18 protein-coding genes are annotated in these 17,693 nt (G+C 63.7%); 10 read left to right on the top strand and 8 right to left on the bottom strand.

The window, feature by feature from the left end:
• Positions 1-4 precede the first annotated feature (4 nt).
• From PARHAE_RS04735 to PARHAE_RS04765, 7 genes are all read right to left on the bottom strand, one after another.
• Positions 5-895: a ParB/RepB/Spo0J family partition protein gene (locus PARHAE_RS04735; RefSeq protein ID WP_126153457.1), complete on the bottom strand. Its 891-nt coding sequence runs from the start codon at positions 893-895 to the stop codon at positions 5-7.
• Entirely contained in the window at positions 895-1,677 is a 783-nt protein-coding gene (locus tag PARHAE_RS04740; protein WP_126153458.1) for a ParA family protein, read from the bottom strand. The genes PARHAE_RS04735 and PARHAE_RS04740 overlap by 1 nt, the downstream gene beginning before the upstream one ends.
• Entirely contained in the window at positions 1,667-2,260 is a 594-nt protein-coding gene (gene rsmG / locus PARHAE_RS04745; protein ID WP_126153459.1) for a 16S rRNA (guanine(527)-N(7))-methyltransferase RsmG, read from the bottom strand. The genes PARHAE_RS04740 and rsmG overlap by 11 nt, the downstream gene beginning before the upstream one ends.
• On the bottom strand, positions 2,257-4,116 hold the full coding sequence (gene mnmG / locus PARHAE_RS04750) for a tRNA uridine-5-carboxymethylaminomethyl(34) synthesis enzyme MnmG (RefSeq protein WP_126153460.1): 1,860 nt from the start codon (positions 4,114-4,116) through the stop codon (positions 2,257-2,259). Before mnmG ends, rsmG begins: the two co-directional genes overlap by 4 nt.
• 9 nt (positions 4,117-4,125) lie before the next feature.
• Complete coding sequence (gene mnmE / locus PARHAE_RS04755) at positions 4,126-5,391, bottom strand: tRNA uridine-5-carboxymethylaminomethyl(34) synthesis GTPase MnmE (protein ID WP_126153461.1); 1,266 nt, start codon at positions 5,389-5,391, stop codon at positions 4,126-4,128.
• Positions 5,392-5,401: 10 nt separating this feature from the next.
• Positions 5,402-6,673: a transcription termination factor Rho gene (rho, locus tag PARHAE_RS04760; RefSeq protein WP_126153462.1), complete on the bottom strand. Its 1,272-nt coding sequence runs from the start codon at positions 6,671-6,673 to the stop codon at positions 5,402-5,404.
• 127 nt (positions 6,674-6,800) lie between these two features.
• Positions 6,801-7,244, bottom strand: a complete 444-nt coding sequence (locus PARHAE_RS04765; RefSeq protein ID WP_126153463.1) for a CopD family protein — start codon at positions 7,242-7,244, stop codon at positions 6,801-6,803.
• 464 nt (positions 7,245-7,708) lie between these two features.
• Here PARHAE_RS04765 and PARHAE_RS04770 point away from each other — a divergent pair, with 464 nt between their 5' ends.
• From PARHAE_RS04770 to PARHAE_RS04785, 4 genes are read left to right on the top strand one after another with little or no spacing between them, the layout of a single operon-like run.
• Positions 7,709-8,560, top strand: a complete 852-nt coding sequence (locus PARHAE_RS04770) for a shikimate dehydrogenase (protein ID WP_126153464.1) — start codon at positions 7,709-7,711, stop codon at positions 8,558-8,560.
• On the top strand, positions 8,557-9,144 hold the full coding sequence (gene coaE, locus PARHAE_RS04775) for a dephospho-CoA kinase (RefSeq protein ID WP_126153465.1): 588 nt from the start codon (positions 8,557-8,559) through the stop codon (positions 9,142-9,144). Before PARHAE_RS04770 ends, coaE begins: the two co-directional genes overlap by 4 nt.
• Positions 9,137-9,838: a DNA polymerase III subunit epsilon gene (gene dnaQ, locus PARHAE_RS04780; protein ID WP_126153466.1), complete on the top strand. Its 702-nt coding sequence runs from the start codon at positions 9,137-9,139 to the stop codon at positions 9,836-9,838. The genes coaE and dnaQ overlap by 8 nt, the downstream gene beginning before the upstream one ends.
• A gap of 57 nt (positions 9,839-9,895) precedes the next feature.
• Positions 9,896-10,777 (top strand): YihY/virulence factor BrkB family protein, encoded by an 882-nt coding sequence (locus PARHAE_RS04785; protein WP_126153467.1) that lies wholly within the window; start codon positions 9,896-9,898, stop codon positions 10,775-10,777.
• A 30-nt stretch (positions 10,778-10,807) separates the two neighbouring features.
• On the opposite strand, the gene PARHAE_RS04790 is transcribed toward PARHAE_RS04785, so the two are convergent.
• A complete protein-coding gene (locus tag PARHAE_RS04790; RefSeq protein ID WP_126153468.1) occupies positions 10,808-11,614 on the bottom strand; it encodes a response regulator in 807 nt (268 codons plus the stop codon).
• 97 nt (positions 11,615-11,711) lie between these two features.
• Between PARHAE_RS04790 and PARHAE_RS04795 the strand changes: the two genes are divergently transcribed.
• The 6 genes from PARHAE_RS04795 to PARHAE_RS04820 are packed head-to-tail and all read left to right on the top strand — an operon-like array spanning position 11,712 to position 17,692.
• On the top strand, positions 11,712-11,858 hold the full coding sequence (locus tag PARHAE_RS04795) for a NepR family anti-sigma factor (protein WP_126153469.1): 147 nt from the start codon (positions 11,712-11,714) through the stop codon (positions 11,856-11,858).
• 44 nt (positions 11,859-11,902) lie between these two features.
• The gene (locus PARHAE_RS04800) at positions 11,903-12,469 is read left to right on the top strand and encodes an RNA polymerase sigma factor (RefSeq protein ID WP_126153470.1); all 567 of its coding nucleotides are present in this window, start codon (positions 11,903-11,905) and stop codon (positions 12,467-12,469) included.
• Positions 12,470-12,478: 9 nt separating this feature from the next.
• On the top strand, positions 12,479-14,260 hold the full coding sequence (locus PARHAE_RS04805; protein ID WP_126153471.1) for a histidine kinase dimerization/phosphoacceptor domain -containing protein: 1,782 nt from the start codon (positions 12,479-12,481) through the stop codon (positions 14,258-14,260).
• A 39-nt stretch (positions 14,261-14,299) separates the two neighbouring features.
• Positions 14,300-14,980: a paraquat-inducible protein A gene (locus tag PARHAE_RS04810; RefSeq protein WP_126153547.1), complete on the top strand. Its 681-nt coding sequence runs from the start codon at positions 14,300-14,302 to the stop codon at positions 14,978-14,980.
• On the top strand, positions 14,977-15,645 hold the full coding sequence (locus tag PARHAE_RS04815) for a paraquat-inducible protein A (protein WP_126153472.1): 669 nt from the start codon (positions 14,977-14,979) through the stop codon (positions 15,643-15,645). The genes PARHAE_RS04810 and PARHAE_RS04815 overlap by 4 nt, the downstream gene beginning before the upstream one ends.
• 7 nt (positions 15,646-15,652) lie before the next feature.
• The gene (locus PARHAE_RS04820) at positions 15,653-17,692 is read left to right on the top strand and encodes a PqiB family protein (protein WP_126153473.1); all 2,040 of its coding nucleotides are present in this window, start codon (positions 15,653-15,655) and stop codon (positions 17,690-17,692) included.
• The last annotated feature ends 1 nt before the right edge of the window (position 17,693 follow it).

Below are 17,693 nucleotides of genomic sequence, written 5' to 3' on the forward strand. Positions count from 1 at the left end.
GCGTCTATCGTCCCAGGATCTGACACAGGCGGTCGAGGTCTTCAAGGTTTCGATAGCCGATGCTGACGACCCCTGCCCCATTCGATGCATGGTTGATCGTCACGGACATCTTCAACTGGGCCGACAGGTCGGCTTCCAAGGCGCGCGTGTCGGCATCCTTGTCCGCTTTCCGCCCTGTTTGGGACTTTTCACCATTGGTGGTGGTTTTTGCCTTCTGACGCACAAGATCTTCCGTCTCGCGGACGGACAAACCATTGTCGATCACCCGACGAGCCAGAACCAGGGGATTATCCGCCGTGATCAGGGCGCGCGCATGGCCCGCCGTAAGCTTTCCATCCTTCACATAATCCTGGATCTGGTCGGGCAAGGTCAGCAGACGCAGCAGGTTGGCGATGTGGCTGCGGCTTTTGTTCAACGCCTCGGCCAGTTTTTCCTGGGTATGGCCGAATTTGTCCATCAACTGCCGGAAGGACGCGGCTTCCTCGATGGCATTCAGATCCGCGCGCTGAATGTTCTCGATGATGGCGACTTCCAGAACCTCGGTATCTGACAGATCGCGGATGATGACCGGCAGTTCGTGCAACTGCGCCATCTGCGCGGCGCGCCAGCGGCGTTCGCCAGCGACGATCTGGTACAGCCCATCACCTTTGGGATGGCTGCGCACGATCAGCGGCTGCAAGACACCCCGCTGCCGCAGGGAATCCGCCAGTTCCTGCAAGGCGGCAAGATCGAAATGGCGTCGGGGCTGGTCGGGATTGGCAGTGATCTGTTCGATGGGGACCATGGTGCGGTCCTTCACCGGCTTTGCATCCGCCGGTCCGTCCAGATCCAGATCGGCCATCAGCGCCGACAAGCCGCGCCCCAAACCGCGCTTGGCAAGTTTACTGTCGGACATCAGGCTTCCTCCTTGACCAGTTTCAGACGCGCGGCGAACTCGACCGCGAATTGACGATAGGCGGCGCTGCCCTTGGATGCGGGATCGTAGAGCAGGACCGGCTGCGCAAAGGACGGCGCTTCCGAAACGCGCACATTGCGGGGAATGACGGTCTCAAAGACCAGATCGCCCAAGGTGGCACGGGCATCCGCCTCGACCTGCTGGGACAGGTTGTTGCGGTAATCGGACATCGTCAGCAAAACGCCATTCACCCGCAGATTCGGATTGCCGCTTTGCCGGACATGCTTGACAGTCGACAGCAGCTGGGACAGGCCCTCCAGCGCGTAGAATTCGGCTTGCAACGGCACCAGAACGGCATCGGCCGCCACCATCGCATTGACTGTCAACAGCCCCAAGGCCGGAGGGCAGTCTATCAGGACGATGCTGTCGGCCTCTGCCTGGTCCAGTTTCCGCCGCAGCAAGCGCGTGCGGTCCTTGACCTGCGACAATTCCACATCGGCCGAGGACAGATCCGAGGTCGCGGGTACGATGGAGAGGTTGGCGATATCGGTTTCCATACTGCAATCGGCCAAGGAATCTTGGCCCGCCAATAGGTCATAGACGGTCTTTTCCCGTTGCTCGACATTGATCCCCAAGCCGGTCGAGGCATTCCCCTGCGGATCCAGGTCGATCAGGATGACCCGATGCCCCTGCATGGCCAAGGCCGCGCCCAGATTGATGGCCGTGGTGGTCTTTCCTACCCCGCCCTTCTGGTTTGCAATGGCGACGACGCTATGCGCCATGTTTGACCCCGCTAACTTCCAATATCGCCGCACCGTCCTGTGTGCGACTGGGATGGGCGACATAATCGAAGCTCCAGTCGCGCTTGGCCTCTTCGATTTCGGTCTTCCACTGCCGCCCTTTCATCAGAAAGGCTGTCCCAGACGGCGCAAGGTGCAGGTCCAGATATGCCATAAGCTGCGGAAGGGGAGCAAGGGCACGGGCGCTGACATAGGCGGCATTCAGCGGAGGAATAGCTTCGATCCTTTGTGCCAGAACCGTGACGCGGGGCAAGCCGGCCTGCCGAATGACGGTGCGCAAGAAGGCCGCCTTACGCTGATCGCTTTCGACCAGAGTAAACGCGACCTTTGTGTCGGCCTTTGCAATAGCCATCACCATGCCGGGCAATCCGCCGCCGCTTCCCAGATCAACCCAGGATCCCTCTGTAGCTTGGGCAAGATCGGTAAGCTGCAGGGCGTCGGCTATATGCCGGTTCTGCAAATCCGTCAGAGTCGAGGGAGCGACGAGGTTTATGCGCGGATTCCATTGTTGAAGCAAAGAACAATAGATTTCCAGCCGCTCTGTTGTTTCACGTGAAACACTCATGCGCGGCGTTTGCCGGTCATTCGTGTGACGGTAAGCAACAACGTCAGCGCAGCAGGTGTCATTCCCTCGATCTTGGCAGCCGCCGCCAAGGTTGCCGGCTGAGCGGCCATCAGCTTGGCGGTCAATTCTCCTGACAGACCGGATAACTGACCGTAATCAAAATCCAGAGGCAGAGAGATCGCTTCATCGTTTCGGAGCATTTCTGCATCTCGGGCCTGACGTTCAGTATACTGATGATAGAGCGCGTCATTCCGGATCTGCTGCAATGTCTCTGCTCTGATGCTGCTCAAGGCAGGATACAAATCCATCAACTGCGCGAGGGGGATATCGGTCTGCCCAAGCAGGCCGAAAATCGTCCGCGATTGACCATCCTGCCGAACCGCAATGCCCGCCTTGTTCAAGGCGCTGGGGCTGTAGCTCGCGGCTTCCAATTCCTGCCGTGCCGCGACATACCGGCCCTGTCGTTCTTCGAAAGCCACACCTCTCTCGGCGCCGACGCAGCCCAGCCTCAGGCCCAAAGGAGTCAATCGTTGATCGGCATTGTCTGCCCGCAAGGTCAGGCGAAACTCTGCCCGAGAGGTGAACATGCGATACGGCTCGGTCACTCCGCGCGTTGTAAGATCGTCGATCATGACCCCGATATAGCTGTCGGTCCGGCTGAAAGTGACCTGGTCACGATCAAGCGCCGCCAGCGCCGCGTTCAGACCCGCGACCAAGCCTTGCGCCGCCGCCTCTTCGTAGCCGGTGGTGCCGTTGATCTGGCCCGCAAGATAAAGCCCGCTGACGTTCCTCAGACCCAGCGTCTGCCTCAAGGCGCGCGGATCGACATAATCGTATTCGACGGCATATCCGGGTTGAAGGATAGCGGCGTTTTCCAGCCCTTTAATCGATCTAACGTATTCCAGTTGAACCTCGGCCGGAAGCGAAGTGGAGATTCCGTTGGGATAAACGGTGCGATCATTCAAACCTTCCGGCTCCAGAAAGATCTGGTGCGATTCCTTATCCGCGAAACGCACCACCTTGTCTTCGATCGAGGGACAATAGCGCGGCCCGCGTCCCGAGATATGTCCGCCATACATCGCGGAACGGGACAAGTTCCGGCGAATGATATCGTGAGTGTTGAAATTTGTATGCGTGATGCCGCAGCTTACCTGTGGCGATTGAACGTGACGGCTCAGATATGAAAACAGCGTCGGTTTATCATCTCCGGGCTGAGCTTCCAGGATATCCCAGTTGATCGTCCGTCCGTCCAGTCGCGGCGGCGTTCCGGTCTTCAGCCGTCCCAAGGGAAGATCATAACGCAACAGCGAATCTGCAAGACGGTTGGATGCCTGATCCCCAAAACGTCCCGCTGGACGGCTAACGTCTCCGATATGGATAACGCCGTTTAGAAAGGTTCCGGTCGTCAAGACCACGGCAGCCGAAGACACAACTGTCCCGTCGCTCAGTTCGACCCCTGTTACATCGTGGTCGGTTCCGATCAGCGAAGCCACTTCCGAAAATAGAAGCGTCAAATTATCCTGCTTCGACAAGGTCCTGAAGGCCGCGTTCCGGTACAAGGCACGATCCATCTGTGCGCGAGGCCCTTGGACAGCCGGACCTTTCTTGCGGTTCAAAAGGCGGAACTGGATACCCGCCTGATCCGCAATTCGTCCCATCAGGCCGTCCAAAGCGTCCACTTCCCGAACCAGGTGCCCCTTGCCCAACCCCCCAATAGCGGGATTGCAAGACAAGGTTCCGATGTCGTCCCGCCTCATCGTCACAAGCGCAGTTCGGGCACCCAGACGCGCCGCAGCCGAGGCAGCTTCGATTCCCGCATGGCCCGCGCCCACCACGATCACGTCGTATTGTTTCACGTGGAACACCTATTTCCCGATGCAAAACGAAGAGAAGATGACATCCAGATAATCTTCCGCGCCGATTCTGCCAAGCAAACGATCCAGTGAACTGGCCGCACGACGGATCGCCTCGGCCAGCAGTTCCGCTGGCAGGCCATCCACTTCGCTTGCAGATTCCCGCGCTTCGATCAAGGCGCCAAGCTGCCGTTGATGACTTACCAGGCCGGCATCCGCCGTTCGGACAGACAGGACGGTGAACAAATACTCCAGCAAGCTGTCGATTCCTTCCCCCGTCACCGAGGACACTGCTAAATCAGAGGATCTATCACCCAAATCCACCTTGCTGACCACTTTCAGATCGCCGTGCTGCCACAAGGACTCGTCCACTTCCCCTGTCGGCGAAAGATGGATCCTCAGATCTGCTGCCGCTGCACGTTCTCGGGCACGATCTATCCCCAGGCTCTCGATCCTGTCCTGAGCATGTCGCAGTCCGGCCGTGTCCAGCAACGTCACAGCCAATCCCCGCAAATCCAGACGCAGTTCGATGATATCGCGTGTGGTTCCCGCGATGTCAGAAACCAAGGCCACCTCTCGGCGCGCTATACGGTTGATGAGGCTGGATTTTCCTGCGTTCGGCGGACCTATGACCGCGACTTCGAAACCACTGCGGATCCGTTCCGCCGCGGCATAACCGTCGATTTGCTCGTCCAGTTCCTGCCGGAATTCCGCCAGCAGATCGAAAACTTCCTGTGGAACGTTTTCCGGAACATCCTCGTCGGCAAAATCCACGCTGCTTTCCACGAGGGCACCTGCCCGGATCAGCAGGGAACGCCAACCATCCGCCTTGCGCGCCAATTCTCCATTGCTCAGTCGCAGGGCCATGCGGCGTTGCGATTCGGTTTCAGCGGCCAGAAGATCGCCCAGACCTTCGACTTCGGACAGATCCATCTTGCCGTTCAGGAAAGCGCGTCGCGTGAATTCCCCGGCTTCGGCCAAACGCAGGCCCTGAGATGTCAGGATCTGGCCCAAGCGACGAACGATGACCGGCGCGCCGTGCAGGTGAATCTCGGCCACGTCTTCGCCCGTGAAGCTGTGTCCTGCCTCGAACCAGATCACCAAGGCCCGATCCAAAATGTCGTCGCCGTCCCGAATATCGCGAAGATAGGCTTGGCGGGCCAAGGGAAGGACACCGGCCAGCCGTTCAGCTGCCAAGCGCGCACCATCACCGCTGATGCGAATAATGGAAACGCCACCCCGCCCAGGCGGGGTGGCTTCGGCAAAGATCAGATCCATAGCGGCCCCGTCAGGCGTTCATCGAATCGAAGAATTCCGAATTGGACTTGGTCTGCTTCAGCTTCGAGATCAGGAACTCGATGGCGTCGGTCGTGCCCATCGGGTTGAGGATCCGGCGCAGCAGATAGGTTTTCTGCAAGTCCTTGGAATCGACCAGCAATTCTTCCTTCCGCGTACCGGATTTCAGGATGTCCATGGCCGGGAAGACGCGCTTGTCGGCCACCTTGCGGTCCAGCACGATCTCGCTGTTGCCGGTGCCCTTGAATTCCTCGAAGATCACCTCGTCCATGCGCGAACCCGTGTCGATCAGCGCGGTCGCGATGATGGTCAGCGATCCGCCTTCCTCGATATTACGCGCGGCACCGAAGAACCGTTTGGGCCGCTGCAAGGCATTCGCATCGACGCCGCCGGTCAGAACCTTGCCAGAGCTGGGGACGACCGTGTTGAATGCCCTACCAAGTCTTGTGATTGAATCCAGAAGAATCACAACATCTCGTTTATGCTCGACCAGGCGCTTGGCTTTCTCGATGACCATTTCGGACACCGCAACATGACGGCTGGCCGGTTCGTCGAAGGTCGAGGACACGACCTCGCCCTTGACCGAGCGCTGCATGTCGGTGACTTCCTCGGGGCGTTCGTCGATCAGCAGCACGATCAGATAGCATTCGGGATGGTTGCGTTCGATCGAATGGGCGATGTTCTGCAGCAGCACCGTCTTGCCGGTGCGCGGCGGCGCCACGATCAGCGACCGCTGGCCCTTGCCGATCGGCGCCACCAGGTCGATGATCCGGGCCGAGCGATCCTTCAGGGTCGGATCCTCGATCTCCATCTTCAGCCGCTCGTTCGGATACAGCGGCGTCAGGTTGTCGAAGGCCACCTTGTGACGGGCCTTTTCAGGATCTTCAAAATTGATCCGCTCGACCTTGGTCAGGGCGAAGTAACGCTCGTTCTCGCCGGGCGCGCGGATCACGCCTTCCACCGTATCGCCGGTGCGCAGCGAATGCTGGCGGATCATGTCGGGGCTGACATAGATGTCGTCGGGACCGGGCAGATAGTTCGCGGCGGTCGACCGCAGGAAGCCGAAACCGTCCTGAACCACCTCCAGCACGCCGTCGCCGCCGATGTCGAAGCCTTCCTCGGCATGTTCCTTGAGGATCGAGAACATCATCTCGCCCTTGCGCATGGTCGAGGCGTTCTCGATCTCCCATTCCTCGGCCAGCGACAGCAGCTCGGCCGGGCTTTTGGCCTTGAGTTCGGACAGGTTCAGACGTTCTTCGGACATGATGGCACCGCAATCGCCCGCGGCAGCGCCGCACGGCTGGTCAGGATATGGATCGGGAATCCCCGTGCCGGACGGCCGGGCTTGCGCGTCACATAGACAGCAAAGGCACCAAAGTCAATCGCGGCGGTCAGAACTTGACGATCACCGACAGCACGATCCCCACCATCAGCAGCGTCGGAACCTCGTTCATCATGCGATAACGCCGTCCGGGCTGGCCCTGCCCCGCCAGCAGGACGCGCCGTTGCCCGGCGCACCACATATGAAACCAGGTCATGCCCAGCACGCAGGCCGCCTTGGTCCAGGGCCAGACCATCGACCAGTCGACGATGCCCGGCGTCAGCACCAAGGCCAGCCCGCTGATCCAGGTGGCGATCATCGCCGGGTTCATGATCAGTCGCAGCAGCTTCTGTTCCATGATGATGAAGCTGTCGGCGGGTTCGGGCGCCTGACCGCGTTCGGCGTGATAGACGAACAGACGGGGCAGATAGAACAGACCCGCCATCCAGGAAATCACCGCCATGACGTGAAACGCCTTGGCATAGGGATAGATCACCGAAAGCTCGTCCAGCATCGTCGTTCTTCTTCTTAAATAGAAAAGAAAGATAAAGGATGATGTTGATGTAGGCCCTGTGGACAGCGGGATAAAGCGGAAATCCCGCGATTCGTCCCCGGATCCTCGGGATGTGGATAATTCCGGGAAGATTACGGCAAAAATTAAAATCAAGTTTTTTTTTCAGCGATGTACCATGTGGATAAATCTGTGGAGACTGCGGTCGCGGCAGCGTTCTCCACAGATCCGGGGCTGCGGGATGGGAAGTTATGCACCTGGGGACGCGCCGCCCGCGTTCGCGGGATGTTCCCGCCCGGATTTCGTCCCTGTCCGAAGCGTGCCGTCCTGCCCCCATGATTCGACCCGATTCCCCCCTGATCTTATCCACAGGCAGGATGGCCACACTGCGCATCCCCTTGCGACAGGATGCTTTTTTTCGTTGGCATAGCGGCCTAGGCTGGACGGCAAGCCAAGGGATGCCTGCCATGACCGACGATCAGCCCAGCCGACCCGCCCATGTCCCGCTTGCCGGAGTGATCGGGATGCCCATCGCCCATTCCCGGTCGCCGCGCCTGCACGGCCATTGGCTGCGCCGTTACGGGATCGCGGGGCATTATATCCCCATGCCGGTGATGCCCGAACACCTGGCCGAGGTTCTGCGCGCCCTGCCCCGTCTGGGTTTCGTCGGCATCAACGTGACGATCCCGCACAAGGAAGCCGTGCTGACCCTGGCCGATGCCGTGACCGACCGGGCGGCGCTGATCGGGGCGGCGAACACGCTGATCTTCCGCCCTGACGGCAAGATTCATGCCGACAATACCGACGGCTATGGCTTCATCGCCAACCTGCGCCAGAACGCGCCCGACTGGCAGCCCGATGCCGGGCCTGCTGCGGTCATCGGTGCGGGGGGTGCGGCTCGGGCGGTGGTCGCTTCGCTTCTGGACAGCGGCGTCAGGGAATTGCGCATCACCAACCGCACCCGGATCCGCTCTGAACAGATCAAGGCGGAATTCGGCGCGCGGCTGGTCGTCTATGACTGGGCGCAGGCGGGCAACATGCTGGAAGGCGCGGCCACCGTGGTCAACGCGACCTCACTGGGGATGGAGGGGAAGCAGCCGCTGCGCGTACCGCTGGACGCGCTGTCGCCGGACGCCCTGGTCACGGATCTGGTCTATACGCCGCTGATGACGCCCTTCCTGCTGGATGCCCAGGCGCGCGGCTGCCGGGTGGTGGACGGGCTGGGGATGCTGCTGCACCAGGCGGCGCCGGGTTTCGAACGCTGGTTCGGCCGCCGCCCCGAGGTTGACGAGGAAACCCGCAGGATCGTGCTGGAATGACCTTCCGCCTGGGCCTGACCGGCAGCATCGGCATGGGCAAATCCGCCACGGCGCAGATCTTCCGCGACCTGGGCCACCCGGTCTGGGACGCCGACCAGGCGGTGCATCGCCTGTATGCGCCGGGCGGTGCGGCTGTCGGGCCGGTCGCGGCGGCCTTTCCGCCGGCGCTGCGGGACGGCGGCATCGACCGCGAGGCGCTGAAAGCCGTGATCGCGGGCGACCCGGCGGCCCTCGACCGGCTGTCGGCCATCGTCCATCCCATCGCTGCGGCCGATCGCGAGGCGTATATCGCCCGTCACGCCGACGCGCCGCTGGTCGTTCTGGATATTCCGCTGCTTTACGAAAACGGCTATCAGGCTCTGATGGACGGCGTGGCGGTGGTCTCGACCGATGCCGACACGCAGCGGCGGCGGGTGCTGGCGCGGCCGGGCATGACGGACGATCTGCTGGCCCTGATCCTGTCGCGGCAGATGCCGGATGCCGACAAGCGAGCGCGGGCCGACTGGATCATCCCGACCGACAGCCCCCAGGCCGCGCGCCGTGCCGTCGACCATATCGTGAAGGAGATCGCCGCCCGTGCGTGAGATCGTGATGGACACCGAAACGACCGGCTTCGATGCGGACAAGGACGACCGCATCGTCGAAATCGGCGGGATCGAGCTTTTCAACCACCTGCCCACCGGCCGGACCTATCACGTCTATATCAACCCCGAACGCCCCATGCCCCCCGACGCCTTCGAGGTGCATGGCCTGGGCGACGATTTCCTGCGCGACAAGCCGAAATTCGCCGAGATCGCCCAGGGCTTCGTGGATTTCATCGGCGACGATTCCAGGCTGGTCATCCATAACGCCAGCTTCGACATGAAATTCCTGAATGCCGAACTGCGCCGCCTGGGCCGCCCCACCCTGCCCTGGTCGCGCGCCCTGGACACCCTGGCTTTGGCGCGGGAAAAATTCCCCGGCTCGCCGGCGTCTCTGGACGCGCTGTGCCGCCGCTTCGGGGTCGACAACTCGAACCGGCAGCGCCACGGGGCGCTTCTGGACAGTGAGCTTCTGGCCGAGGTCTATCTGGAGCTGATCGGCGGCAGGCAGCCCGACCTGGTGCTGGACCAGCCCGCGCAGGGCGGCGCAGTCGCCGGGCCGCAGGGCGCCAGCGGTCCGCGCAATCCCCGCCCCACGCCGCTGCCTTCTCGCCTGACCCCGGCCGAGGCCGCGGCCCATGCCGAATTTGTCGCACGTCTGGGGGAAAGCGCGGTCTGGGCGCGCTATGGCGGTTGACAGATCCGCCTGCCGGTGACGCCATGACCTTGGGCTGACACAAGGACGACGGTGCCGATGCTGCGAGAAATCTGGTCCTTCTGGGCGGCCGTTTTCGAACGCATGGACAAGATCCATATGGGTCTGATCGCCGCGGGCGTCGCCTTTTACGCCATGTTCGCCGTCTTTCCGGGCCTTGCCGCGATCCTGGCGCTGTGGAGCCTGTGGTTCGATCCGAACGTGATCATGACCTATATGGACGTGGCCCACGAATTCCTGCCGGACGGCGCCGCGGAACTGATCGACGCACAGGTGCTGTCGCTGACCTCGACCGGGCGCACCTCGGTCGGCTGGACCTCCTTCGTGTCCTTCATGGTCGCGACCATCGCCGCCCGCGCCGGGGTCGAGGCGGTGGTGGGGGGGCTGAACGCCGCCTATGGGGTGCGCGGCCATTCGACGATCTTCGGCTTCGTGCTGGCCTATGCGCTGACCCTGGCCATCGTGGGCATTTCGCTGGCCGGGCTGGCGACCATCGTGATCGTGCCGATCCTTCTGAATTTCCAGGTGTTCGAGCAGGTGCGCGGCTGGCTGGTCGCGGGCCTGCCCTGGGGGGCGATGTTCCTGCTGGTGGTGCTGGGAATCGGCATCCTGTATCGCTATGGCCCCAACGTGAAGACGCCGCGCACCCCGGTCTTTACCTGGGGGGCGTTCTTCGCGGCGATCCTGTGGGCGGCGGCCTCGGTCGCGTTCTCGGCCTATCTCAGCAGCTTCAACAGCTATAACCGGATCTACGGATCCATCGGCACCGTGGTCGCGCTGCTGATGTGGTTCTATCTGGCAGGGTTTTCGGTGCTGCTGGGGGCGCTGATCAATGTCGAACTGGCCCGCCGCCGCCGCGTCCGGGCCGCGCGCGAGGCGCGGGCATCGCTGCTGGCGGATGCGAAAAAGACGGCGGAATGACCCGCCGCCCCTTGCCTGGTCGTGGGCCGGTCAGGCTGCGTCCAGCCCTTCGGTCGATGAAAAGAACATCGCCTGGCTGACGGCGGAACGGACCTGTTCCTCGGTATAAGGTTTCGAGATCAGGAAGGCCGGTTCGGGCCGTTCGCCGGTCAGCAGCCGTTCCGGGAAGGCGGTGATGAAGATCACCGGGATGTCGCCCAGATCGCGCAGCAATTCGTTCACCGCGTCGATGCCCGACGATCCGTCGGCCAGCTGGATGTCGGCCAGGATCAGGTCAGGGCGCGACTGGCCCGCCAGCTCGATGGCGGCGGTATGGGTCCGGGCCACGCCCGTCACCTCGTGGCCCATGGCCTGGACGATGCCCTTCAGGTCCATGGCGATGATCATCTCGTCCTCGATCACCATGACCTTGCCGCGCAAGCTCGCGCTCATCTCGGTCAGGGCGATCTGGACCAGTTCCTCGGCCTCGGCCTGGTCGATCTGCATGACCCGGCCGATCTGGTCATAGCGCAACTCCTCGATCGTGCGCAGCAGCAGCGCCTCGCGGGAATTGGCGGTCAGGCTCCGCAGGTGATCCTGCGCCCGCGCTTCGCGCGCCGTGCGATCGGCATCGTCGATGGGCTGGCCCGAGCTTTGCCAGATCGCATGGAAGGTGCGGAACAGGCCGATGCGGATATCCTCCTCGGCGTCCAGGACGGATCGGTCCGACAGGATGGCTTCCAGGGTGGCTGCGGCATAATTGTCACCGGCGCGCTGGCTGCCTGTCAGCGCACGCGCGTATCGCCGCAGATAGGGCAGCTCGCGCCCGATGGACTGGGCAAGGTCGGCAGACGACATGTTTCAGATCCTTCGAATTTCACATATTGTGCGGAACCTGTCCTAACCCCTACAGGTTGGTCAACGTGCGCACAAGATTACCGGGACTAACAAAAGAATGACACCGAAGCGAGATGACCGTCGCAAGGCGGCAGTCGAGAAGCAGATTGACGAAAACTTGCGTCGCGCCTTCGAACAGGACACGACCGAAGAAATTCCCGACCGTTTTCTTGCCCTTCTCGAACAACTGCGCGAGCAGAAGTGACCCATTTCCAAAAGCGACGATCCGCGACGGTGGACGGTGAAAGAATGAAGACTTCCACGACCATTGATCCGCGCGATCAGCTGGTGGACCACCTGCCCGCCTTGCGGGCCTTTGCCCTGTCGCTGACGCGGGAAGGGGCTGGCGCCGATGATCTGGTGCAGGACACCATCGTCAAGGCCTGGACCAACATGGACAAGTTCCAGGCCGGCACCAACCTGCGGGCCTGGCTGTTCACGATCCTGCGCAACACCTTCTATTCCGCGCGCCGCAAGACCAAGCGCGAGGTCAGCGACAGCGATGGCATCCACGCCGCGCGCCAGGCCACGCGCCCCGACCATGACGGGCGTCTGGCGTTAAAGGATTTCCGCGCGGCGTTCCAGCAACTGCCCGACGAACAGCGCGAGGCCCTGATCCTGGTCGGCGCCTCGGGCTTTTCCTACGAGGAAGCGGCCGATATGACCGGCGTGGCCATCGGCACCGTCAAATCGCGGGCCAATCGCGGGCGGCGCAAGCTGGCCGAACTGTTGCACATGGAAAACGGCGAGGATCTGGACATGACCGATCAGGCGACCCTGGCCGTGATGGCGTCCAGCCACACCATCGCCCGCTAGGGGGCGCCGGTGCTCCGGCGGATCAGCGATCGGCTGGATTTCACGCGCAAGCTGGGGTTCCGGCTGGGCGCCCTTCTGTCGGTGGCGATCCTGCCCCTGGGCCTGATCTCTCTGATCCAGAACTTCAATCTGGTGCGCGAGGCCGAACGCGGGGTGGAACTGGCGCTGCTGGGGCGCACCTCCTCGGCCGCGGCGGGGGAACGGGCGCTGCTGCAAAGCGCCCTGGGTTCGGCCGACGCGCTTGGTCCGGCGGTGCTGGAATCGCTGGACCGGCCGCAGGTCTGCGCCGACCTGATGCGGAATTTCATCGAACGCAGCGCCACCTATGTCTTTGCGGGCTTCGTGCCGCTGGACGGGATCAGCACCTGCAATTCGTCGGGCGGCGACCAGCCGGTCGATTTCACCCAGTCCGAAGGATACAAGCGGTTCATGGAAGAACCGGGAACGCTGGTCACCTCGCTCCAGACCGGGACCGTGACCAGGCGTCCGGTGGTGCTGGTGACGCAGCCGCTGTATCGCGACCGGCAGATGCTGGGCTATATCGGCCTGTCGCTGACCACGGAACTGCTGCGGTCGACCCACAACATCACCTTCGGGACCGAAGGCGCGCGGATCGTGACCTTCAACCACAGGGGCGAAATCCTGACCTCGGACAGCGATGCCGAGACATCGACCCAGGACATCCTGCCGCAGAACATGAGCCTGGTCGATCTGCTGTCGCGCACGGAAACCACCTTCAAGGCGCGCGCGGGCAACGGGCAGACGCGCACCTTCACGGTGGTCCCTGCCGTTCCGGGGCTGGTCTATGCTCTGGGAAGCTGGTCGCCCCGGACCGCCAGCGTCGGCCTGTTCCAACTGTCGCGGCTGGGCGCGGTGACGATCCCCATGGCCCTTTGGCTGGTGTCGCTGGCGGTGGCCTATTTTGCGGTCTTCCGCATGGTGCTGCGCCACATCACCGTGCTGCGATCCCAGATGCGCCGCTTTGCCATCGGCAACCGATCCGAGCCGCCCCCCGTGCTGTCCGACGCGCCGACCGAGATCTTCGACGTCAGCCAGACCTTCCACAACATGGCCCGGATCCTGATCCGCGACGAGGAAGCGATGGAGGAGGCGGTCGCCGAAAAGACCGTTCTTCTGAAAGAGGTTCACCACCGGGTGAAGAACAACCTGCAACTGATCGCCTCGATCATCAACATGCAAAGCCGGGTGATCGACGATCCCGATGCCAAACGCGTGCTGCGGTCGGTCCAGGACCGGGTGGCGGCCCTGGCGACGATCTATCGCAACCTCTATCAGGCCGAACACCTGGACGCGGTCGAGGCCGGGCGCCTGATCTGCGACATCGTGAACCAGATGGTCAGCGCATCGGTCGAGCCGGGCAGCGATCTGCGGGTCGAGACCCATATCGAGACCCTGGTCCTGCTGCCAGACCAGGCCGTGCCGCTGTCGCTGCTGGCGACCGAGGCTTTCACGAATGCGTTGAAATATGCGGGCACGGCCCCCGGCCAGGATGCGCCCTGGGTCAGGATCAGCCTGACCTCTCCGGCGCCGGGGCGCGGGGTGCTGGAGATCGCGAATTCCATCGACCGGACCGGCAAAGCGGGCGGCACCGGCCTTGGCAGCCAGCTGATCGAGGCGTTCACGACCCAGCTTGAGGGCGAGGCCACGACGGGGATAGAGGGCGACAGCTTCGTGCTGCGGCTGGAATTCGCGGTCCAGGCGGGCAATGTCGCGGCGGATGGGCGCAATGTGGTGCTGACCTCGGCGGCGCGGGCGGGCGCGCGGCATTGACCGCTTGCGCAGGCAGGGCGGGGCACTATCTTGGCAGGCATGGACGCGCGGGACCGCATTGATCTGACGACCGGCCGGGGGCTGATGGCCTGTCCGCGCTGCGATGCCTTGCATGTCGAGGAAGAACTGCAACCCGGCGAAACCGCGCGCTGCATTCGCTGCGGCGGGGTTCTGGCCAAGCCGCGCGGCGGGGCGTTCACGCAACTGATCGCGCTGTCCTTCACGTCGATGGTCCTGATGATGGGGGCGGTGTTCTTTCCGTTCCTGGAAATCTCGCGGATGGGGTTCGGCAATGCGACCTCGCTGTTCGGGGTGGGCATGGCCTTTGCCGACGGGGTGCTGCTGCCGCTGGTGCTGGCGGTGATGGTGATGATCGTCGGCCTGCCGGTGCTGCGGGCCTTCCTGCTGGTCTATACGCTGACGCCGCTGGCACAGGGCCGCGCGCCCTATCGCCATGCGGCGCGGGCCTTCCGCTGGTCGGAACTGATGCGCCCCTGGTCCATGGCCGAGATCTTCGTGATCGGCACCGCCGTCGCCCTGATCAAGGTCGCGGGGCTGGCGACCGTGCATCTGGGACCGGCCTTCTGGGCGTTCTGCGCGCTGATCCTGGTCAACGTCGCCTCGCGCGGGTTCATGTGCCAGACGACCATCTGGGACGCCATCGAGGATGCGGGCCTGCCCACCGACGGCCGGGAAATGGTCGAGGGACGCAACGGATGAGCGAGGACGGCCACCCCGCGCCGATCCTCACCGCGCATCGCGCCGGGCTGCTGGGCTGCCGGTCCTGCGGCCGCGTCTGGCCCCAGGACCGGCAAACCTGCGACCGCTGCGGCGCGGATCTGGTGCCGCCCGACCGCCGGGGCCTGCAAAAGGTCTGGGCCTGGTGGGCCGCCGGGCTGATCATGTACGTCCCCGCCAACCTGTTTCCGATGATGCGGACCCAGACCTTCGCCGGGCTGCAAGGCAGTTCCGAAGCGACGATCCTGCAAGGCGTGGTCGAACTGATGCATTACGGCAATTACGACATCGCCATCATCGTCTTCGTCGCCTCGGTCGTGGTGCCGGTGGCCAAGTTCCTGGCGATCGCCTGGCTGGCGATGGTTGCGGGACGGCCCGCGACGGTCGAACAGGCCCATACCCGGCTGAAAATCTATGAGGTGGTGGAATTCATCGGCCGCTGGTCGATGATCGACGTGTTCGTGGTGGCGATCCTGTCGGCCCTGGTGCAACTGGGCTTCGTCGCATCCATCCATCCCGGCCCTGCCGCAGTGTCCTTTGCGCTGTCTGTTGCCTTCACCATGCTTTCCGCGCAAAGCTTTGATCCAAGACTGATCTGGCGCGGGCTTCCGCTGCGCAGCCGGACGGCCACCGAGGGGCAGGACTGACACCGCGATGACCGACACGCCGCCGCTGAAACCGGCAAGCCCTGTGCGCAAGACCGCTGCGCGCGCCGCCCAAGCCGGGATCAATGTCATCTGGCTGGTCCCGATCGTCGCCCTGATCGTGACGCTGGGCATTGCCTGGAACGCCTATGCCGATCGGGGCGAGGTGATCGAGGTCGAATTCGCCGACGCGACCGGCGTGACGCCCGGAGAAACCGCGTTGCGCTTCCGCGAGATCACCGTGGGCCAGGTCGAATCCGTCAGCTTCACCTCGGATCTGTCGCGCGTGGTGGTCAAGATCCGCGTGGACAAGGACGTCGCCCCCTATATCGACGCCGAGGCGTCGTTCTGGATCGTCCGCCCGCAGGTCACGGCCCAGGGCGTGACGCGCCTGGACACGGTGCTGACCGGATCCTTCATCGAAGGCTATTGGGACGCGAACGTGACCGCGCCCCAAGACCATTTCGTCGGGCTGGACCGTGCGCCGCTGATCCGCGTGGATACGCCCGGCACCCAGGTCACGCTGTCGATGGAAAACGCCGACGGCATCAGCGAGGGCGCGCCGGTCCTGTATCGGGGGGTCCAGGTCGGGCGGATGGAAAACCTGCGCCTGGCCGACACCGAGGATCAGGTCATCGCCGACGCCTTCATCGAGGCGCCGCATGACAAGCGGCTGACCACCTCGACCGTGTTCTGGGACACCTCGGGATTCTCGCTGTCGCTGGGGGCGTCGGGCGTGTCCTTCAACGTGAACTCGCTGTCCTCGGTCCTGCAAGGCGGGGTGGCCTTCGACACCCTTGTCAGCGGCGGCCGCCCGGTCGAGCCGGGCCATGTCTATGTCCTGCAACCCGACGAGGAGACCGCCCGCAACGACATCCTGGCCAGCGAGAGCGGCGAGCCGCTGCGCATCGCCATGCTGATCGACGATTCCCTGCAAGGGCTGGCCAAGGGCGCGGATGTGCAGTTCCAGGGGCTGCGGGTGGGTCAGGTCACCGATCTGGCGGTGACGCTGGACCAGCCCGGCGGCGACATCCGGCAGGCCGTGACCCTGGCGATCTCGCCCGCGCGGCTGGGCCTGGGCGCCGAGGCCACGCCTGAAGACGCGCTGGCCTTCCTGCAACAGGCGGTGGCCGACGGGCTGCGCGCGCGTGTCGCCAGCGCCGGGTTCCTGGGCACCTCGCTGAAGGTCGAATTGGTCGAAATCCCGGATGCCGAACCGGCCAGCATCGACCTGGACGCAGAACCGAACCCGATCATCCCCTCGGTCGCGGGCGACCTGGACGATTTCAGCGCCAGCGCCCAGGGATTCATGGCCCGCATCGGCAACCTGCCGTTCGAGGAGGTCTTGCGGTCGGCCACCGACATGATGAACAGCATCACCGCCATCGCCAGTTCCGACGACACCCGCGCCATCCCCGAGGCCCTGCGGCAGACGCTGGACCAGACGCGCGGCGCCGCGACCGACATCGGCACCATGGCCCGCGATCTGCGCGACAACGGCACGGCCGAAAACATCGCCCGCCTGGTCAATGAAGCCGCCGCCGCCGCCGAGGCGGTCAAGCTGGCCGCCGCCGATGCCCCCGCGATGGTCGAGCAGATCGACGCGGCTGCGGCCGCGGTCGAGGAATTCAACTTTTCGGAAATCAGCGCCCAGGCCGAAGGCATTCTGGCCGATCTGCGCGCCATGCTGGGCAGCGAGGATGCCGAGCAACTGCCGCGCAACCTGTCCGACACGCTGGAAGCCGCATCGGGCCTGCTGAACGACCTGCGCGACGGCGATGCGGCGGGCAGCCTGAACGACGCCCTGGACAGCGCCAGCACCGCCGCCGACCAGGTGGCGCAATCCGTGCAGCGCCTGCCGCAACTGATCCAGCGGCTGGAGGCGACGGCGGCGCGGGCGGACGGGGTGCTGGCGTCCTATGGCGACCGTTCGGCCTTCAACACCGAGGCGATCAACATGCTGCGCGAACTGCGCCGCGCGACGGCGGCCTTCGGCTCGCTGGCCCGGCTGATCGAACGCAACCCCCGCGCCTTCATTCTGGGACGATGAC

The organism is Paracoccus haematequi, assembly GCF_900631945.1.
Taxonomy (GTDB): domain Bacteria; phylum Pseudomonadota; class Alphaproteobacteria; order Rhodobacterales; family Rhodobacteraceae; genus Paracoccus; species Paracoccus haematequi_A.

Coding starts and splice junctions, on each gene's coding strand:
- PARHAE_RS04735 (WP_126153457.1), bottom strand. CDS start 895: ATGTCCGACAGTAAACTTGCCAAGCGCGGTTTGGGGCGCGGCTTGTCG.
- PARHAE_RS04740 (WP_126153458.1), bottom strand. CDS start 1,677: ATGGCGCATAGCGTCGTCGCCATTGCAAACCAGAAGGGCGGGGTAGGA.
- rsmG (WP_126153459.1), bottom strand. CDS start 2,260: ATGAGTGTTTCACGTGAAACAACAGAGCGGCTGGAAATCTATTGTTCT.
- mnmE (WP_126153461.1), bottom strand. CDS start 5,391: ATGGATCTGATCTTTGCCGAAGCCACCCCGCCTGGGCGGGGTGGCGTT.
- rho (WP_126153462.1), bottom strand. CDS start 6,673: ATGTCCGAAGAACGTCTGAACCTGTCCGAACTCAAGGCCAAAAGCCCG.
- PARHAE_RS04765 (WP_126153463.1), bottom strand. CDS start 7,244: ATGCTGGACGAGCTTTCGGTGATCTATCCCTATGCCAAGGCGTTTCAC.
- PARHAE_RS04770 (WP_126153464.1), top strand. CDS start 7,709: ATGACCGACGATCAGCCCAGCCGACCCGCCCATGTCCCGCTTGCCGGA.
- coaE (WP_126153465.1), top strand. CDS start 8,557: ATGACCTTCCGCCTGGGCCTGACCGGCAGCATCGGCATGGGCAAATCC.
- PARHAE_RS04785 (WP_126153467.1), top strand. CDS start 9,896: ATGCTGCGAGAAATCTGGTCCTTCTGGGCGGCCGTTTTCGAACGCATG.
- PARHAE_RS04790 (WP_126153468.1), bottom strand. CDS start 11,614: ATGTCGTCTGCCGACCTTGCCCAGTCCATCGGGCGCGAGCTGCCCTAT.
- PARHAE_RS04795 (WP_126153469.1), top strand. CDS start 11,712: ATGACACCGAAGCGAGATGACCGTCGCAAGGCGGCAGTCGAGAAGCAG.
- PARHAE_RS04800 (WP_126153470.1), top strand. CDS start 11,903: ATGAAGACTTCCACGACCATTGATCCGCGCGATCAGCTGGTGGACCAC.
- PARHAE_RS04810 (WP_126153547.1), top strand. CDS start 14,300: ATGGACGCGCGGGACCGCATTGATCTGACGACCGGCCGGGGGCTGATG.
- PARHAE_RS04815 (WP_126153472.1), top strand. CDS start 14,977: ATGAGCGAGGACGGCCACCCCGCGCCGATCCTCACCGCGCATCGCGCC.
- PARHAE_RS04820 (WP_126153473.1), top strand. CDS start 15,653: ATGACCGACACGCCGCCGCTGAAACCGGCAAGCCCTGTGCGCAAGACC.